This is a genomic window from Hyphomicrobium sp. (assembly GCF_051860585.1).
Taxonomy (GTDB): domain Bacteria; phylum Pseudomonadota; class Alphaproteobacteria; order Rhizobiales; family Hyphomicrobiaceae; genus Hyphomicrobium_C.
In genome coordinates, this window is record NZ_JBHYDS010000005.1 from 24,205 (window position 1) to 44,070 (window position 19,866).

17 protein-coding genes and 1 tRNA gene are annotated in these 19,866 nt (G+C 62.9%); 10 read left to right on the forward strand and 8 right to left on the reverse strand.

Annotated features, from left to right (window positions below):
• Positions 1-49 precede the first annotated feature (49 nt).
• From pqqA to ACTIFK_RS09315, 3 genes are all read right to left on the reverse strand, one after another.
• The gene (gene pqqA / locus ACTIFK_RS09305) at positions 50-139 is read right to left on the reverse strand and encodes a pyrroloquinoline quinone precursor peptide PqqA (protein WP_020087993.1); all 90 of its coding nucleotides are present in this window, start codon (positions 137-139) and stop codon (positions 50-52) included.
• A gap of 182 nt (positions 140-321) precedes the next feature.
• Positions 322-810, reverse strand: coding sequence for a MaoC family dehydratase (locus tag ACTIFK_RS09310; RefSeq protein WP_439542792.1), 489 nt, complete (start codon positions 808-810; stop codon positions 322-324).
• A gap of 26 nt (positions 811-836) precedes the next feature.
• Positions 837-2,108, reverse strand: coding sequence for a patatin-like phospholipase family protein (locus ACTIFK_RS09315; protein WP_439542793.1), 1,272 nt, complete (start codon positions 2,106-2,108; stop codon positions 837-839).
• 184 nt (positions 2,109-2,292) lie between these two features.
• Between ACTIFK_RS09315 and ACTIFK_RS09320 the strand changes: the two genes are divergently transcribed.
• The 3 genes from ACTIFK_RS09320 (at position 2,293) to ACTIFK_RS09330 (ending at position 6,657) form a co-directional block, all read left to right on the forward strand.
• Positions 2,293-3,024 (forward strand): NUDIX hydrolase, encoded by a 732-nt coding sequence (locus ACTIFK_RS09320; RefSeq protein ID WP_439542794.1) that lies wholly within the window; start codon positions 2,293-2,295, stop codon positions 3,022-3,024.
• A 69-nt stretch (positions 3,025-3,093) separates the two neighbouring features.
• Positions 3,094-4,041, forward strand: coding sequence for a PhzF family phenazine biosynthesis protein (locus ACTIFK_RS09325; protein ID WP_439543072.1), 948 nt, complete (start codon positions 3,094-3,096; stop codon positions 4,039-4,041).
• A gap of 561 nt (positions 4,042-4,602) precedes the next feature.
• Entirely contained in the window at positions 4,603-6,657 is a 2,055-nt protein-coding gene (locus ACTIFK_RS09330) for a TonB-dependent siderophore receptor (RefSeq protein ID WP_439542795.1), read from the forward strand.
• A gap of 103 nt (positions 6,658-6,760) precedes the next feature.
• Here ACTIFK_RS09330 and ACTIFK_RS09335 read toward each other — a convergent pair whose 3' ends face one another.
• Positions 6,761-7,297, reverse strand: coding sequence for a VOC family protein (locus ACTIFK_RS09335; protein WP_439542796.1), 537 nt, complete (start codon positions 7,295-7,297; stop codon positions 6,761-6,763).
• A 460-nt stretch (positions 7,298-7,757) separates the two neighbouring features.
• Here ACTIFK_RS09335 and ACTIFK_RS09340 point away from each other — a divergent pair, with 460 nt between their 5' ends.
• The 3 genes from ACTIFK_RS09340 to ACTIFK_RS09350 all read left to right on the forward strand — a co-directional run bounded on the left by ACTIFK_RS09340 (position 7,758) and on the right by ACTIFK_RS09350 (position 10,049).
• Complete coding sequence (locus tag ACTIFK_RS09340; RefSeq protein ID WP_439542797.1) at positions 7,758-9,320, forward strand: 2-isopropylmalate synthase; 1,563 nt, start codon at positions 7,758-7,760, stop codon at positions 9,318-9,320.
• A gap of 201 nt (positions 9,321-9,521) precedes the next feature.
• Positions 9,522-9,597: transfer RNA gene (locus ACTIFK_RS09345), tRNA-Lys, on the forward strand.
• Between the two features lie 305 nt (positions 9,598-9,902).
• Positions 9,903-10,049, forward strand: a complete 147-nt coding sequence (locus ACTIFK_RS09350) for a hypothetical protein (RefSeq protein ID WP_439542798.1) — start codon at positions 9,903-9,905, stop codon at positions 10,047-10,049.
• 231 nt (positions 10,050-10,280) lie between these two features.
• Here ACTIFK_RS09350 and ACTIFK_RS09355 read toward each other — a convergent pair whose 3' ends face one another.
• Together ACTIFK_RS09355 and ACTIFK_RS09360 are read right to left on the reverse strand one after the other, a co-directional pair.
• Complete coding sequence (locus tag ACTIFK_RS09355) at positions 10,281-11,267, reverse strand: flagellar motor switch protein FliG (protein ID WP_439542799.1); 987 nt, start codon at positions 11,265-11,267, stop codon at positions 10,281-10,283.
• Positions 11,268-11,667: 400 nt separating this feature from the next.
• Complete coding sequence (locus ACTIFK_RS09360; RefSeq protein ID WP_439542800.1) at positions 11,668-11,898, reverse strand: hypothetical protein; 231 nt, start codon at positions 11,896-11,898, stop codon at positions 11,668-11,670.
• Between the two features lie 325 nt (positions 11,899-12,223).
• Between ACTIFK_RS09360 and ACTIFK_RS09365 the strand changes: the two genes are divergently transcribed.
• Both ACTIFK_RS09365 and ACTIFK_RS09370 read left to right on the forward strand, forming a co-directional pair.
• Complete coding sequence (locus ACTIFK_RS09365) at positions 12,224-13,210, forward strand: UDP-glucuronic acid decarboxylase family protein (protein ID WP_439542801.1); 987 nt, start codon at positions 12,224-12,226, stop codon at positions 13,208-13,210.
• 265 nt (positions 13,211-13,475) lie between these two features.
• Positions 13,476-13,817: a DUF6481 family protein gene (locus ACTIFK_RS09370; protein ID WP_439542802.1), complete on the forward strand. Its 342-nt coding sequence runs from the start codon at positions 13,476-13,478 to the stop codon at positions 13,815-13,817.
• 355 nt (positions 13,818-14,172) lie between these two features.
• Here ACTIFK_RS09370 and ACTIFK_RS09375 read toward each other — a convergent pair whose 3' ends face one another.
• Complete coding sequence (locus ACTIFK_RS09375; RefSeq protein ID WP_439542803.1) at positions 14,173-14,472, reverse strand: hypothetical protein; 300 nt, start codon at positions 14,470-14,472, stop codon at positions 14,173-14,175.
• A 394-nt stretch (positions 14,473-14,866) separates the two neighbouring features.
• Entirely contained in the window at positions 14,867-15,142 is a 276-nt protein-coding gene (locus ACTIFK_RS09380; protein ID WP_439542804.1) for a glycine zipper domain-containing protein, read from the reverse strand.
• Between the two features lie 370 nt (positions 15,143-15,512).
• Between ACTIFK_RS09380 and ACTIFK_RS09385 the strand changes: the two genes are divergently transcribed.
• Both ACTIFK_RS09385 and ACTIFK_RS09390 read left to right on the forward strand, forming a co-directional pair.
• Positions 15,513-16,703 carry an efflux RND transporter periplasmic adaptor subunit gene (locus tag ACTIFK_RS09385; RefSeq protein ID WP_439542805.1) on the forward strand — a complete coding sequence of 397 codons (1,191 nt, stop codon included), beginning with the start codon at positions 15,513-15,515 and terminating at the stop codon, positions 16,701-16,703.
• Complete coding sequence (locus tag ACTIFK_RS09390; RefSeq protein WP_439542806.1) at positions 16,700-19,822, forward strand: efflux RND transporter permease subunit; 3,123 nt, start codon at positions 16,700-16,702, stop codon at positions 19,820-19,822. Before ACTIFK_RS09385 ends, ACTIFK_RS09390 begins: the two co-directional genes overlap by 4 nt.
• Positions 19,823-19,866: the final 44 nt, after the last annotated feature.

The window sequence follows — 19,866 nt, forward strand, 5'->3', positions numbered from 1 at the left end:
AACGGCGGCCGCTTCTGCGACCGCCGCTCGATTACCAAAGCTAATCGACTTAGATGATGTCGATCTCAGCCGGCAGATACGAGGTAACCTCGAGGCCGACTTCCTGCTCGCGAACCGAGGGCTTCATCCAGGTCTTCATGGCGTTTCTCCTAATGTTAAAGGCGAGATCAATTGTCCTGCCCCTTTATGAGCTTGAAGGTATCCGGCCCCGCCGCCCCCGGCCAATCGTATTTTCCGTGATCGGTCATAAGTGACCCTGATGCTATTGTGTAACACTCGGGTTCGCATCCTCGCCCCCGAAACGTGCTGCAATTCCTGGCGTTAGCCGGTGCCGGCGCCGGCGCCGTCACGGGCTGGAACGACGAGACGGGCCGTCATGACCTGCACGATCTCGCCGTTCTGATTGCGGGTCTCGCTGCGGACCGTCACCAGCCCCCGGTCCGGCCGGGACGCGGAGCGCTTCGACGCCACGACCTCAACGCCGACGGTCAGTTCGTCGTCCGGATAGACGGGCTTCGGCCAGACCATCTCGCCGCCCGCGCCGATCACGCCGCCCGCAATCGGCAACCCACTGGTGACCAGGAGGCGCATCGTGATTGCCGCGGTGTGCCATCCGCTGGCGACAAGTCCGCCGAAAAAAGTGCCTTCGGCGGCGCGCTCGTCGAGGTGGAAGGGCTGCGGGTCGAAGTCGGCTGCGAAGCGCTTGATGGCGTCGCGCTCGACGACCACGGAGCCCGTTTGGAATCGGCGGCCGATCTCGAGGTCTTCGAAATAGAGCCGGCGCGCCTGGCCTTCAGTGCTCTCTGTCACGTGTCTCTTCCGATGCGTGAGCCGCGCTACTTCTCGTAGCCGGGCGGCTGCTTATGCCAAGCGATACCGGCCGCGCCCTTGCGATAGCCGAACTCGAACAGGGTGTTCATGTAGATCTTGTTGAAGGGACCTTCGTAAGGAACGTTGAACTCGTCGTCCAGGTAGATGAGGTTATAGTCGACGCCATCCCGCTCGGTCGTCAGGTAGATGCGATAGAGGTCGTTCATGCCGTTGGCTGCCGTCATCGTCGCGATGGCCTGGCCGGCGATGGCGAGCGTCTGGCGCTTGACCTGCTGCTCGGGACGGAAGAGGCGTCCGTTGCGAACGATGTAGGCGACGTCCTTCTTCGCCGTTGTCTTTTTCTCCACCTGTTTCAGGCGAAGCGACGGGGGATAGAGGAACATCTGGGTCATTGCGCCGCCGTCGACGTGCATCTCCTCGTAGTGTTTGCCGTCCACGGTGACATCCAGCATGACGGGCGGAAACGCGCCCGGAATGGACGCGGAGGCGCGCAAGACCTCGATGATCAAGGCGCGCGCACGCGGATCGGTGCTTTGGGCGATGGCGCCGATATTCCAGATCACGGATCGCGCCTGATCGAGGTTCGTCGTCGCAACAAGCAGCAAACGCCCCTTTTCATACTCCTGCGCGATGCGCCGGATCGTCTGCTCGTCGATGAATTTCGCAATGAGATTCTTGAGGGGTGTCGTATCGGCCGCGGAATCGCCGGAGAGGATGGAGACGACCGGGTTCTCGTCGCTGAAAATGTCGGACGCCGACGTTTCGGTGTACACGCTTTTCAACGCGTGATCGTAGTCGGGACCGAGGAACGCGAATGGCGCCGAAAGCGCGCCGGTGCTGATGCCGGTCACGACACTGAATTCCGGTCGATCGCCGTGGGCGGTCCATCCGACCAGGAGGCCGGCGCCGAATGCGCCGTCGTCGCCGCCGCCGGAAATGGCAAGGAATGTCGCCGCGCCCCGGGTTCCTGCCTTGTCACTCGACTCGCCGCGCGTGGCGCGCGATTTCGCGATCACCTCGTGGGCAAGCGCGCGCAGCTCCGCCGGATCGCCATCGTAATAAAAGCGACCATAGGGGATATCGAGGGGACGGATGTCGTGTCCCATGGAAAGCGGAACAGCCGGCAATCTTTCGATGGTGGCGCAGCCAGCCAGGATCACGGACAGGAGCGTGGCGGCCAGCACGGCTGCGCAGGCGCGCGCCGCCACACATGCGGCACGCCATCCGGCGACGCATGCGCCGTCTCCTGCGAAGCTGATTGTGTTGACCCGCGGCATTCGTTCGACCCGTGCTTTCCAACTCTCTAGCACATGGGCGTCGCCCCCCGGAAAACTCCGTGGGGAACCATAGCCTATCGCGGGCGTGGCATGGCAGAGTATGAGGCAGGCTCTTTAATGCCTTGTAATTGGGGCGGAGCCTTGTCCGGCAAGGGCACCCATCAGGGCTAAGGGAGAGCTGCACGTGTGGCGTGACGACGACAAGCGGGTGTTCGACGTCGCGTCGGTCCGGTTAACCACGAGCGACCAGCCGTGGGTGTTTGCGCTCGAGGCCAGAGAGGCGATCAACGCCCATTGGATGGCCCGCAAGCGAGAGAAGCCGAGCTTCTTCGATGGAGCTGTGATGGTCCTCGCCAGCTATGAGGTGACCGCTGACCGCTGCCTCGATGCGCGCTTCGTGCGCACGGATTTCAAGAGCTTTCTTTTCTGGCGGGAGCGCGGCTGGCCGGACCGCACGGTGATGGATGCGTTCGGCTCGGCGTTGATTTTTTCGGCAGATGGAAAGCTGCTGCTCGGCCAACAGTGCGACGGACATCTCAATGGCGGGCTTTGGTATCCGCCGAGCGGATTCATCGACGCCAGCGACGTGACCGCGGACGGCGCCATCGACATCGACCATAGCGTTCGCCGCGAGATCGACGAGGAACTGGGTCTCGGGCTGGATCAGTTGCAGCGCCGACCTGGCTATGTCGTGACGCTCACCGGGCCGGTGCTCTCGATCGGCGTATCGTTCGAAACCCGGCTCGCGGACACGGATCTGATGGCCTTCATCGACCGTCACATCGCCGCTGACGCGACGGCGGAGCTGGCAAGCGCCCGGCTTCTCGCTCCTGGTGCGGATACGGCCCAGATCGCCATGCCCGACTACACGCGCACACTGATCGCCAATCTCCCGGTCTTGAAAAGCCTCGCCTGAGGCACGCGACCACTTGGAGGGCCGGGCCGAATGGGGCAGAGTGCGGCCGCTCAATCCTATGGCGCCGCCATGATCCATGGCCCGCCTGCTCCGAGAGGCACGATGGCGACGCTCAAATTTCACACGCTCGACGTGTTCACCGATCGCCGCTTCGCCGGGAACCCGCTTGCTGTCGTGCTCGACGCCGATGGCCTCGCCGATACGCAGATGCAGGCCATCGCGCGCGAGTTCAATCTGTCGGAGACGGTTTTCGTGCAGTCGTCCGAGCGCCCGGCGCACTCGGCCAAGATGCGCATCTTCACGCCGCACAGCGAAGTGCCGTTCGCCGGGCATCCGACCATCGGCACCGCCACGTTGCTCGCGGAGCTCAACGCGCCGCTTCACAACGGCGAGCAGGACGCGCTCATCGTGCTCGAGCAGGCCATCGGCACCGTGCGCGTGGGCGTGCGGACGAGACCGGGTGCCGCGGCATTCGCCGAATTCGACGCGCCGAAGCTTCCCGCCGAGGCCGGCATGCTCCCGCCCGTCGACCTCATCGCCGCGGGGCTGGGACTCATTCCCAGCGAAATCGGTTTCGAGAACCACAAGCCGCTCTGCTTCGCGGCGGGCAATACGTTCGCCTTCGTGCCCGTCGCGACCCTGGAAGCGATCCGGCGGGCGCGCGTCAACGCCGGGCACTGGGAACGCGCATTCGAAGAGCAGGGCGTGGTCGGCGTCTATCTTTACACGCGTCAGTGCGAGCACAATGGAAGCGCCTTCCACGCGCGCATGTTCGCGCCGCAAGTGGGCATTCCGGAGGATGCGGCGACGGGCTCGGCGGCCGTGGGATTAACGGGGCTCGTGCAGTTGTTCGACCGCCTGCCGGATGGCACGCACAAACGCATCGTCGAGCAGGGTTACGAAATGGGCCGGCCGAGCCAGATCGCCCTCACGATCGTCATGACAGGCGGCAAGTTGACCTCGGTTCGCATCGGCGGAGACGCGGTGCGCGTAAGCGATGGAACGCTCACCGTCTAGGGCGCTTCCGCTTGCCAAAAATTAGCCGTCCGACACATCCGGTCACAGGCGCCTGCGTTTTCAGGCAAGGCGCATCTCCCGCGGGTCTCTGGGCAAACACGCCCGCCGGTGCGGACTGCGAGGGCACGATGCGTGATCCCGATCGATTGATTTCGTCAATCTCTTTCGCTGACCAGTCACCGGTGTAACGGGCACGCCACATCCCTTCGTAATTCATACGATCGTCACATGTCGTTCCCTGCTATTTGCTGACTTTTTTTGGAAACTTAGAGTACGTAGTTTTACTGTCGTACTGTAAGGGGGTGTTCCGTGGTCATTGGCAAAGGTCTGCGATCCGCGTTGGTGGTTTTGGCGATAAGCGACCCAACGGGTTGGGCGATTGCCCAAGACGCCGCGCCGAAGAAAGCCGAACCCGCACCGGCTGAATCGCTTCCGCCACTTGAGGTCACTGCCAAAGCGCAGAAAGCCGCGAAGAAGAAGGCAGTCACGAAGACCACCGCCGCGCCGGTGCAACAGGCTTCTCCGCAGCCGTTGCCTGCACCCGAGCCCCGCGAAAGCGGAATGCAGAGCGCCATCGGGCCGGTGAATGGCTATGTCGCGAAAAACACGAGCGTCGGCTCGAAGAGCAACACGCCGATCCAAGACATCCCGCAGTCGGTCTCCGTCGTTGGCCGGCAGGAAATCGACGACCGCGGAGCGCAGAAAGTGGACGAAGCGCTGCGCTATACGGCGGGTGTTTTCACCCAGCCGTTTGGTACGGATAGCGACACCAACTGGCTGTTCATTCGCGGTTTCGATGCGACCCAGACGGGCATTTATCAAGACGGCTTGCAGAACTACAGCTTCGCTTTCGGCGCCTTTTACATCGACTCCTTCAATCTCGAGAGGATCGAGGTTCTCAAGGGTGCGGCTTCCGTTCTTTACGGTGGCAGCAATCCCGGCGGCATCGTGAACTACGTGAGCAAGCATCCGGACGGCGAGCGGATCCGCTATCTCGAGACCGGCATCAACGATGCGGGTAACGCCTACCTCGGCTTCGACATCGGCGACAAGGCAAGCTCGTCGGTCGATTACCGCGTGACGGGGCGGATTGCGGGCGGCGAGACCTACAGCGATTTCCAGGACGGGTTCCGCGGGACGATTTCGCCTACGATTGCATGGCATGACGATCAGACCCGACTGACCTTGCTCGCCAACTACACGAACATCGACGAGAACCACGGCGGCGGCGCGTTCCTCCCATACTTCGGAACGGTCAAGCCGGCGTCATTCGGCCGTATCCGTCGCGACGCGAACTTCACTGAGCCGGGATTGGACGACTACGATCGCGAACAAGGCGCGATCGGCTACGAGCTGGAGCACAAGGTCAACAGCGGGCTTACGCTGCGCCAGAACGCGCGCTTCGCTGCCGCGGACATCAGCGAGTCTCTGCTGTACGGCAATGGTTACGATCTCACGCTCGGTCAGCCCTGGCTCGCGCGGGTGTATTTCGACCACGACACGTCCGTGGCTACCGCGCTTATCGACAATCAGGCTGAGCTCAAGTTTTCGACCGGCGCCGTGAACCACACGTTGCTCGCGGGCGTCGATTACAAGTACTTCAACATCGACCAGGTTCAGTCATCGGGTCTGTTTGATCCGGCGTTGGGAGCGGGCGCTACTCCGATCAACGTGGTGAACCCAATCTATGGACTGCCGCAACCACCTCTTGCTTCCTACCTGAACCAGGATCTCACCCAAGAGCAGCTCGGCGTTTACCTGCAGGAGCAGATGCGGTTCGGCGGCGGATGGATCGTCACCCTCAACGGCCGTTATGACTGGGTGTGGACCGAGGCGGACAACCGCCCGAACTTCTACTCGCCCCTCTTCGGCACGCCGCCCGATCTTTCGGGCAACGATAGCCAGGCTTCAGGACGCGCAGGCATCGGGTACACGTTCGCAAACGGCGTGACGCCCTATGCAAGCGTGGCGACGTTCTTCAATCCTGTGATCGGAACTGACCCGTTGACCGGGAATTTGTATGTTCCCGAGACCGGCGAGCAGTATGAAGTCGGCGTGAAGTACGTGCCGAAGTTCTTCGACGGCATCTTCACCGCGGCGCTGTTCGATCTTACGCGCCAGAACGTGCTGACCAACAATTCTCCCTTCACGCAAATCCAGGTCGGTGAGGTGCGTTCGCGCGGCCTTGAACTGGAAGCCCGCGCCAACCTCACCGAAAACCTGAAGGTCACGGGTGCATTCACGGCCTACGACCTCGAGGTGACGAAGGATTTCAATCCGGCGTTCGTCGGCAAGCGCCCGTTCGTCGTGCCCGAAGTGCTGGCTTCGGCGTCGTTCGACTACAAGGTGCGCGGCGGCGCGCTCGACGGCATCATCATCGGCGGCGGTGTTCGCTACATCGGATCGTCTTATGCGGATCGGCTGAACACGCTGAAGGTTCCCGACGTGACGCTGTTCGATGCCAAGATCGGTTACGAGTTCAACGACAACTGGGGTATCGACCTCAACGTGACGAACCTTGCAGACGAAAGCTATGTCGCCTCGTGTCAAGGTCAAGACGTTTGCGCCTACGGCGAAGGGCGCGTCGTGCTGCTGAAGACGCACCTCACCTGGTGACCAACTCATACCTTATCTGGTCACTCACAGAAGGGGATCGGGCACTGGCCTGGTCCCCTCCTGATTTGCAGATCAGTTGCGCGCGCATCGGCGTTCTGCGCGTTTAACCGGCGGATGGTTGGTCACCGCAGTCCGACTGCGTCGGCATCGCCGCTTTGATTTCGTCGATCGTCAGATCGCGGACGTGCGTCGCGACGGACCAGCGGTGCCCGAACGGGTCCTCGATCTGACCGTAGCGATCGCCCCAGAATGCCTCGGCAACGGCCATCTTCAACGTCGCGCCCGCTTTCACGGCGTGCGCGACGAAGGCATCGGCGTCGGGGACGTTCAGGTGGATGGTGACGGGCGTGCCTTTCATCGCCTTGGGGCCCAGCGATCCCATCGTGGGAAACTCATCGACCAGCATCACGGGTGATCCGAGTATTTCGATACAGCCGTGCCACATCATGCCGTCCGGCCCTTCGAGGCGCATGAGTTCCTTCGCGCCGAATGCCTTCTTGTAAAAGTCGATGGCCTTGGCGGCGCCAGCGACGACGAGGTGGGGTGTGACGGCGGGCATGCGGTTGAGGTGCGTGCCGGCCTCCTTCTTAGGCGCGCCATTCTTCGGTTCCGGCTTCGATTTGACGGTTGCCCTGGCCACGACCATGTCCTCCAGTTGCTAAAAGTATCCCAGGCGGCCGCTGCCCGGCCCGCCTCTGCCCCAGGACGAACGGGGGCCACGCCAACCGACACGCAAATTGCGCCATTTCGTTGCGGTTGGCGCCCGAAACCGGCCGCCCCCTTGCGTCCGGGGGGCGGATTCGCGTATGTGTCAAAGGATTAGTCGTCCATCCGCGCACCCGGAAACCGCGCACCATGAGCTGCAAGGCCGCCCGATCCGACCTGTTGACCGCCCGCTTCGCAGCGCGCGGCCGCGGACTCGCGCTCGCCCCCAGCCTCCTGAACCTCCTCCTTATCAGCCCCTGAGAACCGGGGGCCCGGCCACGGCCGGGCAGGTGCTCAGGGGATCCGCGACCAACCGCTGATAGGATTGACCGCCGGCGCCCGCTTGACGCGCTTCAAGCCGATAGGGCCGGCCCCCGAGGAAGGACCATTTCGCAATGACGAACCAAACCGCTGACGCTCATTCCGACCGCGTCGTCATTTTCGACACCACCTTGCGCGACGGCGAGCAGTGCCCAGGCGCGACCATGACGTTCGAGGAAAAGCTCGAGGTTGCCGACTGCCTCGACAGCATGGGCGTCGACATCATCGAGGCCGGATTTCCGATTGCGTCCGACGGCGACTTCGAGGCCGTGTCGGCGATTTCGAAGCGCGTGAAGCGGGCCACGATCGCCGGGCTGGCGCGAGCCATCAACGCCGATATCGATCGCGCGGGCGAGGCTGTGCGTCATGCCCAGCGCGGGCGCATCCACACGTTCGTCTCGACCTCGCCGATCCACCTCGCGCACCAGATGCGCAAGTCCGAAGCCGAAGTGCTGGACATCATCTCGGCCACGGTGGCGCGCGCGCGCAATCTCGTCGAGGACGTCGAGTGGAGCGCGATGGACGCCACGCGAACGGGCATCGACTATCTCTGCCAGTGCGTCGATGCCGCCATCAAGGCCGGCGCGACCACGATCAACCTGCCCGATACCGTCGGCTATGCCACGCCGGAAGAGTATGCCGCCATGTTCCGGGCCGTGCGGGAACGGGTCGCGAACTCCGACAAGGCCGTGTTCTCGACCCACTGCCACAACGACCTCGGGCTCGCGGTCGCCAACTCGCTGGCGGCGTTGGCGGCGGGCGCGCGGCAGATCGAATGCACGATCAACGGCATCGGCGAGCGCGCCGGAAATGCGGCGCTCGAGGAGATCGTCATGGCGGTGCGCACGCGCGCCGACGCGCTCCCGTTCCATACGGGCATCGAGTCGACGATGCTGGCGCGCGCGTCGAAGCTCGTCTCGGCCGTGACGAACTTCCCCGTGCAGTACAACAAGGCGATCGTCGGACGGAACGCGTTTGCGCACGAGAGCGGCATCCATCAGGACGGCATGCTCAAGCATCAGCAGACCTATGAGATCATGACGCCGGAATCGGTCGGCGTCGGCAAGACGTCGCTGGTGATGGGCAAGCATTCGGGCCGCAACGCCTTCCGCACCAAGCTGCGCGAGCTCGGCTACGAATTGGGCGAGAACGCGTTCGAGGACGCGTTTAACCGCTTCAAGTCGCTCGCGGACCGCAAGAAGCACGTCTACGATGAAGACATCGAGGCGCTGGTCGACGAAGAGATCGCGCACGCGCACGACCGCATGCGTGTGGTGGCTCTGCAGGTCATCGCGGGCACCAGTGGTCCGCAGTCGGCAACCCTCACGCTCGACGTGGACGGGGCGCAGCAGACCGTGCACGCCAACGGCAATGGCCCGGTGGACGCCACCTTCGCGGCCATCCGGATGCTGGTGCCGCACACGGCGAAGCTCGAACTCTACCAGGTGCAGGCCGTGACGGAGGGCACCGACGCCCAAGCCGAGGTGTCTGTCCGTCTGGCCGAGGACGGGCGTGTCGTGACCGGCCGCGGCGCAGACACCGACACGATGGTGGCCTCGGCGCGCGCGTACGTGGCGGCCCTCAACAAGCTGATGGTGAAGCGGCAAAAAACCGCCAAAGCCGAGCAAATCGGCTGAACGGCGGCGCTTGTTCATTCGGGGTTCCGGAAAACCGCACTTCGGCCGGACAACCGACTAGACAGGTGCACCAGCCGGTGGTAGACGAACCGCATTGGGGCCCTAGAGCACTCGTTCGGGGCCCCATTGCTGTCCTTGCAGGTCGTTGACCCCTCAAGTGCCGGCGCTGCGTCGAAACCAAACGACGTCAGTTTTTTGGATGGGTGATTAGCTCAGTTGGTAGAGCAGCTGACTCTTAATCAGCGGGTCCACAGTTCGAGCCTGTGATCACCCACCATCCCTTTCCAGCCTTACCGCAGCTTCTGCCGATCAGGCGTGCGCCGCGTAAAACTCATTCCAAAAAATGTCGAATGCCGTTCGCCGCTCCAGTGATCGAGTTGGCGCATTCCCCTTGCGCGCAGGATAGTCAATCCGTCCGCGCGGGACCGAACGTCAATTTACGCATCGTCGTCGACATTCCACAGGGCGGTCATTTCCAGCCTTGTCCAAGCGGCGCAAGGCGAGCGACGGCACTCGCCTTGCGAAGGAGATCGACAGGCTTAGAGACAGGATCTTCCGCTGACCGTTCTGACACCGCAGCGGATGACCAAGCCGGTGACGATCACAGTCGCACCGATCTTCGCGGCCTTGCGCAACGATCCAGCTTCTGCTGGCGATGAAAAAGTCGGAGCGGACGTGAGCAGTGCGGTGGCGACGGCAAGGCTCAGAAGTGACGTCTTCAACATGTGAAGGCTCCTTTGTGTTTCCCGCCAGACCACCCCAAGTGAACCGGCAAGGACACGTATACGGAAGGGATTTGGACTCCGCTGTTCCTGCAGGAACGCGGGCTTCACGCAACTTCACGAGCGGGCAGCCGTAGCCGAACCGCTGCGCGACTGTGCGTCTTCCTAAAACTTCACCATCGGCCTAGACGCATCGCTCGCGCGTGCACGAGACGGACGGTAATGGCGCTCTGGGCGCCTAGCCTTCGGCTTCGTCGGCCTCGTTGCCCTGGAATTCGATGATGCCGCGCTCGACCATATCGAGAGCGATGTCCGCGATGGCGCGTTGCGCCTTCATGGCCTCGCGCGGTTTGACCGCCGGGCCATCGGTGAGATCTGCTTCGATGGCGCGGCGTGCGCGGCTTGGAACGGCTTGCAGGATCTGCTCCTGCATCGGCTTCGGGATGCCGTGCAGGGCCCTCACGACGACATCGGCCGCTATCTGGTCGAAGACCGTTACCAACGAGGCCTCGGTCAGCCTTCCAAGATCATCGAATGTGAAGAGTTGCTGGCGAATGAGCTCTGCATCTTTTTCATTGTAGACGCCGATCGCCTGCAGGCATTCGTCCATGAGCTTGCGGTCCATCTTGTTCATGAGCTCCGCCATGCGCGTGTGCGGCGAGAGATCGGAATCCCGCCGCCGGTTAATGAGCAGGTCCTGGAGGAACGAGATTTCCAGCAAAACATATGCACGCTCGGAAACCGGTCTGATCGCGAGCATTCGCGCTACCACCTCTTTCGAAACGGATCGCGGCAACAGTTTTAAAAGCGCTGCGGATATAAGCGGCTCGGCGCGGGAAAGAACAAGTGCGATGACCTGCGGATGTTCTTTCATCAAATATTGCGTCAGCACCGTTTGTGAAATTTTCGGCAGCTGCTGCCAAACGGCATGAGCGGATTTGGTCCCGGTCTGCGCGAGGAGCGCCGCGATCTGGTCCGGGCTGAGAACGCCCTCGAGAAGCCCGTGGATCTTCTCGGTTGTCGCGGTGAGGTCCGCGCCATGCTTGAGATCGTGCGCAAACTCTTCGATCAGAGCGTCGACAATTTCCTTGCTGACCTTGCCGAGATCGTTCGCGGCCTGGGCGATGATCTTCACTTCGTCTTCGTCGAAATATTTCAGTAAACGGCTGGCATGTTGCTTGTTCATTGCAAGCAGAAGCGCGGCAACTTTCGCCGTTCCCGTCAATTCCCGGCGCGCGTCGTCGGGATCATCGCGAGAGACAGTCGCCACTTTCTTTCCAGTCCTCTCCAGTTCGGATCGTTACCGCTTACCGGGGTAAGACTCACATTATGATTGCAAATGATAACAGGTAATCGCCCTGAAATCGGGCAGCACTCGCCCAAAACGACGGCGCATGGGTTTCTTTAAATTACATTTTCCTGACGTGCGCTTGATTGCTTTTCCGAATTCGCATTGCGCCCCTCAATGCGCACGATTTTTGAATGCATTTCGCGGATCAATTCGGAGGGCGAGCCGGGCGCGCGAACCCGCCGCCTAGAACGGCAGCCGCGCATGAACGAGGCCGCGCGCCAGCGCACGGCTCCGCTGAGGGCGCCTTATCAAGCGTTTTAGAGTGTGTCCGGGATCAATCCCGCAGCGCGGCGACCGTGCCGCCGAATACCGCTATGCCCCCAAGGATACACAGGATTTCGTGCTGCGTGCAGAAGCTCGACGCCCGGTTGAGGTGTGGATGCTCGCCGGCGATATCGACAACTTCGCGATTTGCGGCGTAAGGCTCGGGCGACTGGTGCGCGCATCCCTGGCCCAGCGTCGCGGCCATGAGCGCTGCGAAAAGCGATAGACGTCGGCCTGCCATGTCGATGCTCCCCGGAGAATCGGATGCACACAGCCTACCAGAGCCGGAATGCAGCCGACGGAAGGCTTTGCCCTCGGGCCCGCAATCGCGGGCGAGGATTGCATCGCGGCCACAGGTCGGCGGTGGGTTGTAGGTAGCCCGTTTTAGCGTCTTGCGACTCGAACCGGCGGGGGGCCGACTGCACATTTGGGCCGGGCCTGACTATTCTGCCCACCGCGCCTAAAGCTCAAATGCCGTATTAATCTCAATGAGGGGCTACGCCGACAACGGACAAAACCCGTGTTAACGTTCTCCACTCAGGGCAAACAACCTCGCGATCAAAACCATGTCTCGCCGAACTATCCTGGTCACCGGCGGAGCCGGCTTCGTCGGGTCTCATCTCTGCGATCGCCTGATTGCGGATGGCCATGACGTCATCTGCCTCGATAACTTCTTCACGGGCCGGAAGAAGAATATCGAGCACCTCCTTGGTGAGCCGCGCTTCGAGTTGCTGCGTCACGACGTGACCTTCCCGCTCTATATCGAGGTCGACGAGATCTACAATCTGGCCTGCCCGGCCTCGCCGATCCACTATCAGCATGACCCGGTGCAGACGACAAAGACGAGCGTGCACGGCGCGATCAACATGCTCGGCCTCGCCAAGCGCCTCAAGTGCCGCATCTTCCAGGCATCGACGTCGGAAGTTTACGGGAGCCCGTCGGTGCATCCGCAAACGGAAGACTATTGGGGCAACGTCAATCCGATCGGCCCGCGATCCTGCTACGATGAAGGAAAGCGATGCGCGGAGACGCTGTTCTTCGACTATTACCGGCAGCATAAGCTCGACATCAAGGTCGCGCGGATCTTCAACACCTACGGTCCGCGCATGCACCCCAACGACGGCCGGGTGGTGTCGAACTTCGTCGTCCAGTCTCTCAAAGGCGAACCGATCACCATCTACGGTGACGGCAGCCAGACGCGATCGTTCTGCTACGTGGACGATCTGATCGAGGGCTTCGTCCGGCTGATGCAGTCGCCCCGCGACGTCACCGGGCCGGTCAATCTCGGCAATCCGGGAGAGTTCACGATCAAGGAACTCGCAGAGCTCACGATCGCGATGACGGGCTCCAAGTCCAAGCTGGTGTTCCTGCCCCTTCCACAGGACGATCCCCTGCAGCGCCAGCCGAACATCTCGATTGCGAAGGATCGGCTGGGGTGGGAGCCGACGGTGCCCCTGCGCGACGGCTTGAAACGCACCGTCGCCTACTTCGAGAAGCTGCTCACGGAGAACGACGTGATGCGCGACATGCCCGCCGCACGCAGCAAAGGCTGATTTTCGGCGCACCCTGCTGAATCCAAGGGTGAGGCAACCGGGGCGAGATCCAGGTCCCGGTGAGCAGTGAACGCTCGATACATTCGCGCACAACCCAAAAGCGCTTGTCTTTGCGCGCGCATCCGCCCTCTCAGCTCAATCGGGGCAGGCTTGGCTTTGTAAGTGCGGCAGATCGCCGAGTGACATTTCCCATCAAATGCTTTCCAGCACGCCGCGCGCGGGCTAGGAGTACGCCTTCTATTGCCCAACCACTCTATGGAGCTTCATGAGAGACTTTAAGGACAACTTGAGCGACCGGCTTAAGACTGCCGCGGAGGCGAAGAAGGCCATGCTTTCGAAAGCCGCGCGGCCCTCGCCGGATGACCCGGCCGAGATCGAGCGCAGAGCGCAGCGCCAGGCGATCGTGGAAGCTCGCGAGGCTCGTGCGATCGAGAAGGCGCAGACCGCGAAGGAACTTGCCGAGCAGCAGGCCTTGGACATCGCCGCACGCGCCGAACAGAAAAAGCGCGACGAGCGGGAAATGGCCGATCTGGAAGTGGCTCGCGCCGCCGAACAGAAGGCCATTCGCGACGCAAAGTACGCCGCTCGCAAGAAGCGGAAAGCATAAGAGAGTCCGAGCAACGTCGCGGGCGGCCGCAAGCCGCCGATGGCGTGCTCGGAGTCCGATCGATACCCCGGCCGGCTACCGCCGCCAATACTCAGCCATGGGCAGACGCCGAGCCGACCCTACTTCGGCCAGCCCTGGCAACCTGCCCCCGCCAGCTCGGGCGAGGCCGGTCCACTGCAACGAAAAGACGGCCTCGCGGGATGTTTCGCGGCATGCTGCATCGGCACGCTCTCACGGCGTCTACGCCAAACGACGCGCCAGGCTTGAAACGGCGATGGCGGAGCCTGATACTCCGCCACGATACGGCCGCGGCGCATTCAGGCCGCGACGCGTTCAGATTTTCTGATGAAGAGGGTTAGGCCGCCAGTTCCAACGCACACTGCTTTGCGGTTGGCATCTCGGCGGACGATCCGGTCAGGATGTAGGGAATATTTCGCTCGGTCAGCGCAGCACAGAATTCATTCATCGCGACGCCCATGTCGTAAGCAACGAACGCCGTGTGGATGCTCAGCCTGTTGATCAACATCAGCGCTGCCCCAGGCGTGCTCACCACGTGAACCTTGGCGCCTGCGCGCACCAAAGCTTCGCGGAGATTGCACGCACGCGTCGTCGGGGCATCGACGACAAGGATACGATAGTTCGAGGGGATCGTCATGAGTGGGTACCTCCAGGACGCCATCGCGCCCATCAGGAGCGGGCTTGTGAACCCGCAGTCCCATTCGACAGTCACTTCCTGCAGCCGTGACTGACCAAGACCAAACGCTGCTGAAAATACTAAATCATCTTGGGCGAGCCGAATCTATCCCCAATTTTCTGAGTGCAGCGCGAGATTTTTGAGCGCAGTGCGACATCCGCGGTCACAGACGGTGAATTCTTTTAACGGCGGCGGACGTTTAATTCGCCACGCTTTGCAACGGCCTGAAGCCGTATTTTTCTGACGTGATCGGAAAATCGCGGAACGCATTGAGCGTTCCGCGATCAAGCGGTGGGGAGCACAACCGGACGCTGCGAAAATCTCGCTGTTTTCATGCGGACGGGCGGCGCGGCCTTTACTTCTTCCAAAGAGCGCCGATGACGAAGGCCACGCCGGCTGCGATGGCCAGCGCTTCGAGCGGCTTCTCCTGCGTGTAGCGGGTGACGCTGTTGTAGGAGTCGCGCGCGAACCGCTCCGGGTTATCCATCGCGTCCTTGGCCATCGTCGTGATCCGATCAGCGGCCTCGGCTGCTGCATCCTTCGCCGCGTTGACGGCCTGGTCGGCGTAGCCGGCGGCGCGGCCGGCGTCTTCGGAGGCGTTGCCGAGAGAGTCCGAATAGGGGCTTGCCATGATATGTCCTCCCATGGTGTTGGACCCGTTCAACTCCGAGAGACCCTGCTCTGTTCCGTAAGTACCGCGACACCGGCGATCGACGGCCCGCCGTGACGGTGTCTGTCCGATGGCTGCGCAGTCGCGACGACAAACGCGGCTCTGTCATCCGCTCGCCGTCATCCGTTCGTCCACGGCGTCCGTTAAGTCGCACCGTCGCGACCGAATTTTATGGCAGGGAGGGCGCGACTTGCTAACGTGCCGCTGTGCGCCTCTTCCGTGGTGGCCGCACTTGGCTTGCTGCCTGGGCTTGCTGCCTGGGGCTTGCTGCTTGAGGGCTTGCTGCTTGAGGGCTTACTGCTTGAGGGCTTACTGCTTGAGGACAAATTCGATGACGTCACGAATGGTTCGCAGCCTGCACTGTTTTTGGCGGCCCACTTCTTCAAAGATCAGTCATTCAGCTTTTCTCCCCGTTCTGCTGCTTGCCGCGCTGACGTGCCCCGCCGGCGCGCAGGCGCCCGGCACCGGGGCCGCCGCGCCGCCGCCGAGCGTCATTGTCGAGATCGCGCAGATGCGCGACATCACCGACCAATCGGCCTTCACCGGGCGCGTGCAAGCCATCGACAAAGTCACGCTCCGCGCGCGCGTCGCGGGCTTCATCAAGCAGCGCGGTTTCGACGAAGGCAGCGAGGTCGCCGAGGGACAGTTGCTGTTCCAGCTCGAACGAGAGCCTTACGAGGCGGCGCTTGCCCTCGCCGAAGCCAACCTCGCGAACGCCGAAGCGGCGCTCTCGCTGGCCCAACTCACGTATGACCGCACGCGGCCTCTCGCCGAGCGGGGCACGTCCTCGCAAGCGGCGCTGGACCAGGCCGGCTCGCAGCTGGCCCAGGCAAAGGCCAACGTGGAAGCGCAGAAGGCGACCGTCACGACCGCCAAGCTCAACCTCGGCTACACCGAGATCCGCGCGCCGATGGCCGGCGCTGCCGGGCGCGCGACGTATTCCGTCGGCGAATACGTCGGCCCGACCAGCGACCCGCTCGTCACGCTCGTCCGGCAGGATCCGATGTACGTGGCCTTTCCCGTTCCGCAGCGGCTTTTCCTGAGCGTGCGGCGCGAGGGCGTTTCCAAAGACAGCGTGGTGGTGCGGCTGAAATTGCCGGACGGCACCACCTACGACCAGGACGGCAAGATCGCGTTCTCGGACGTCGAGGCCAATCCGCAAACGGACTCGCTGGTCGTGCGCGGCTCGTTCCCCAATCCCCAGCGCCTGCTGGTCGATCAGCAGATCGTCGGAGTACAGGTGGTCAACAAGAAGCCGGAGGAGCGCATGGTGATCTCCCAATCCGCCATCATCCTCGATCAGCAGGGCGCGTACGTTCTCGCGGTCGACAAGGACGACAAGGTGGTGGCCAAGCGCGTCAAGCTCGGGGACCAGCACGGCGCGCAGATTATCGTGCTCGACGGGCTCGTTCCGGGTGATCGCGTCATCACGAGCGGCCAGCAGAAAGTCCGGCCTGGGATCGTCGTCGACGCCCAGATTGCAACCGACACCCTCGCCACCACGGGCCCGATCGCACCATGATCTTCGATGTCTTCATCCGCCGTCCGCGGCTGGCCATGGTCATCTCGATCGTGATGACGCTGGCGGGCCTCATCGCCATCACCGTCATCCCGGTCGCCCAGTATCCCGAGATTGCACCGCCGACGGTGAGCGTCAGCGCCATGTATGCGGGCGCGGACGCGAACACGGTGGAAGAGAGCATCGCCCAGCCGCTCGAAAACGCGATCAATGGCGTCTCGGGCATGCGCTACATGCGGTCGACCTCGGCCAACGACGGCTCCTATTCGCTCACGGTTTCGTTCGATCTTTCGGAGAACCCGGACATCGCGACGGTCAACGTCCAGAACCGGGCGAACCTCGCGACCGCGAAACTGCCCGAGGAGGTGCGGCGTACCGGCCTTACGATCGCCAAGCGCTCGACGGATCTGCTGCAGGTTTTCCTGTTCTATTCGAAAGACAAGGACAAGGATCAGCTCTTTCTGTCCAACTTCGTCACGCTCAACATTCTCGACGAGATCAAGCGCGTGTCGGGCGTGGGCGACGCCTCGATCTTCGGATCGCGCGACTATGCGATGCGCATCTGGATCAATCCGACCAAGCTCGGCAATTTCGGCTTGTCAGCGCAGGACGTGATCACGGCCATCCAGTCGCAGAACGTGCAGGCCGCCGCCGGCCGCATCGGCGCCGCGCCGCTCTCCGCCGATCAGCGCCTGCAGCTCACGGTGACAACCAAGGGCCGCCTCGTCTCGGTCGAGGAATTCGAAAACATCATCGTGCGGGCGGCCAGCGATGGGTCGTTCGTGCGCGTGAAGGATATCGCGCGGGTGGAACTGGCGGGGGAGACGTTCGACTCCGAAGCCCGTTACGAGGGCCATCCGGCCGCGCCCATCGGCGTCTACCTTTCGCCGGGTGCGAACGCCGTCAGCGTCGCGGCCGCGGTCTCGAAGCGGCTCGAAGAGCTGCAGACCCGCTTCCCGCAGGGCGTCGAATTCGCCTACGTCTACAACACCGCTGAATTCGTGGACGCGATGATCTTGAAGGTCGTCCACACGCTGTTTGAAGCGTTCGTGCTCGTCGCCATCGTCGTATTCGTCTTCCTCGGCCGTTTCAGGCCGACGTTCATCCCGCTGATCGCCGTCCCGGTCGCCATCATCGGCACGTTCGCCGTTCTGCTGGCGCTCGGCTATTCGGCGAACACCATCTCGCTGCTGGCGCTTGTGCTCGCCATCGGCATCGTCGTCGACGACGCGATCATCGTGGTCGAGAACGTCGAGCGCGTGATGCACGAGGAGCCGGACCTCACACCGGCGGAAGCAACGCACAAGGCGATGACGGAAATCGCCGGGCCGGTGATCGCCATCACGCTCGTGCTGCTGTCCGTGTTCGTGCCGATCGCGTTCCTGCCGGGTTCGTCCGGCGTGCTGTTCCGGCAATTCGCGGTCACGATCTCGGCGGCCATGGTGATCTCCGCGATCAACGCGCTCACGCTCACGCCGGCACTTTGCGCGGTGATGCTGAAGCCCGGCCATCCGACCGGCATCATGGGCCGGATCACGAAATCCATCGACCGCGTTGCCGACGGATACGCTGCGGTCGTGCGGCGGCTCGTGACCTATTCGGCGATGAGCCTCGTGGCGCTCGTCGCCATCGCGGGCGTCACCTATTTCGTGTTCGCGAAAACGCCGTCAGGGTTCCTTCCCGATGAAGACAAGGGCTTCATCATGACGGTGCTGAACCTTCCGGCCGGCGCCTCGCTGAACCGGACCTCGGATGCGGCGCGAAAAGCCGAGGCGATCATCCGCAAGGATCCGGCGGTCGATGCCGTCACCACCATCCTCGGACTCGACTTCCTCGGCGGCGGCGCGGCGTCGAACGCCGGCGTGATGTTCGTGCGCCTCAAACCCTACGACGTGCGCACCTCACGCGACATGCACTCGACCGCCGTCGTGCGCCGCCTGTTCGGCGCGCTCGCTGCTGTCTCCGAGGGGCGCCTCATCCCGCTCAACCCTCCGGCCATTTCCGGCATCGGCCAGGTCGGCGGTTTCGAATACATGCTCGAAGCTCTCAGAGGACAGGGCGCGTCCGAAATGGCCGCCGTCATGCGCGGGCTGATCGTGGAGGCGAACCAGCGGCCGGAGCTTTCCAGCGTGTTCTCCACGTTCGAAGCCGAGACGCCGCAGATCCGGCTCGACATCGATCGCGACAAGACGCGAGCGCTGAACATCAACCTGTCGGACGTCTTCACCGCGCTGCAGGCAACGCTCGGCGGCTACTACGTCAACGACTTCAACCTGTTCGGCCGAACCTGGACGGTGCAGTTGCAGGCCGAGCAGGCGTTCCGGGGATCGATCAACGACATCTCGGGCATCTACGTCAAAAACGCCGCAGGAGAAATGACGCCGCTGTCCGCCATCGCGGTCGCCAAGCTCGAGGTCGGGCCGCGCACACTCACGCGCTACAACAACTATCGCGCGGTGCCGATCAACGGCTCGTCCGGTGCGGGGCGCGGGCCGAGCGAGGCCATCGATGGGATGGCCGCGGTGTCCAACGCCAGCTTGCCGGGCGGCTATGCGTTCGAGTGGACGGGACAGGCGCTCGAGCAGCTTCAATCGGCGGGGCAGACGCCGATCGTGATCGGGCTCGCGCTGCTGTTCGCCTACCTCTTTCTGGTCGCGCTTTACGAGAGCTGGAACATTCCAATTCCGGTGCTGCTGTCGGTGCTGGTGTCGATCATGGGCGCGGTTGGTACGCTCTGGATGCTGGGAGAAAGCTTTACCCTGTACGTCCAGATCGGCATCGTCGTGCTGATCGCGCTGGCAGCGAAGAACGCCATCCTCATCATCGCGTTCTCGATCGAACGGCGGGCGGCCGGCGATACGCTGCTGGAATCCGCGGTCGACGGCGCGCGCCTGCGCTTCCGGCCGGTGATGATGACGAGCATCGCGTTCATCATGGGACTTGTGCCGCTCGTGATTGCGACGGGTCCCGGCGCAGACAGCATGATCGCGGTCGGCATTCCCGTGCTCGCGGGCATGGCCTTCGCGTCGGTGTTCGGAATTTTCCTCATCCCGATGCTGTACGTCGTGTTCCAGCGGCTCCGCGAAGGTCGCGGGACACCTGAGACGAAAGAAGCGGCCTGATCGCAAAACAACGGCGGCGAACGCATCGCCGCCGTTTCCGTTGT

Coding starts and splice junctions, on each gene's coding strand:
- pqqA (WP_020087993.1), bottom strand. CDS start 139: ATGAAGACCTGGATGAAGCCCTCGGTTCGCGAGCAGGAAGTCGGCCTC.
- ACTIFK_RS09315 (WP_439542793.1), bottom strand. CDS start 2,108: ATGCCGCGGGTCAACACAATCAGCTTCGCAGGAGACGGCGCATGCGTC.
- ACTIFK_RS09325 (WP_439543072.1), top strand. CDS start 3,094: ATGATCCATGGCCCGCCTGCTCCGAGAGGCACGATGGCGACGCTCAAA.
- ACTIFK_RS09330 (WP_439542795.1), top strand. CDS start 4,603: ATGCAGAGCGCCATCGGGCCGGTGAATGGCTATGTCGCGAAAAACACG.
- ACTIFK_RS09340 (WP_439542797.1), top strand. CDS start 7,758: ATGACGAACCAAACCGCTGACGCTCATTCCGACCGCGTCGTCATTTTC.
- ACTIFK_RS09350 (WP_439542798.1), top strand. CDS start 9,903: ATGACCAAGCCGGTGACGATCACAGTCGCACCGATCTTCGCGGCCTTG.
- ACTIFK_RS09360 (WP_439542800.1), bottom strand. CDS start 11,898: ATGGCAGGCCGACGTCTATCGCTTTTCGCAGCGCTCATGGCCGCGACG.
- ACTIFK_RS09365 (WP_439542801.1), top strand. CDS start 12,224: ATGTCTCGCCGAACTATCCTGGTCACCGGCGGAGCCGGCTTCGTCGGG.
- ACTIFK_RS09370 (WP_439542802.1), top strand. CDS start 13,476: ATGAGAGACTTTAAGGACAACTTGAGCGACCGGCTTAAGACTGCCGCG.
- ACTIFK_RS09375 (WP_439542803.1), bottom strand. CDS start 14,472: ATGACGATCCCCTCGAACTATCGTATCCTTGTCGTCGATGCCCCGACG.
- ACTIFK_RS09380 (WP_439542804.1), bottom strand. CDS start 15,142: ATGGCAAGCCCCTATTCGGACTCTCTCGGCAACGCCTCCGAAGACGCC.
- ACTIFK_RS09385 (WP_439542805.1), top strand. CDS start 15,513: ATGACGTCACGAATGGTTCGCAGCCTGCACTGTTTTTGGCGGCCCACT.
- ACTIFK_RS09390 (WP_439542806.1), top strand. CDS start 16,700: ATGATCTTCGATGTCTTCATCCGCCGTCCGCGGCTGGCCATGGTCATC.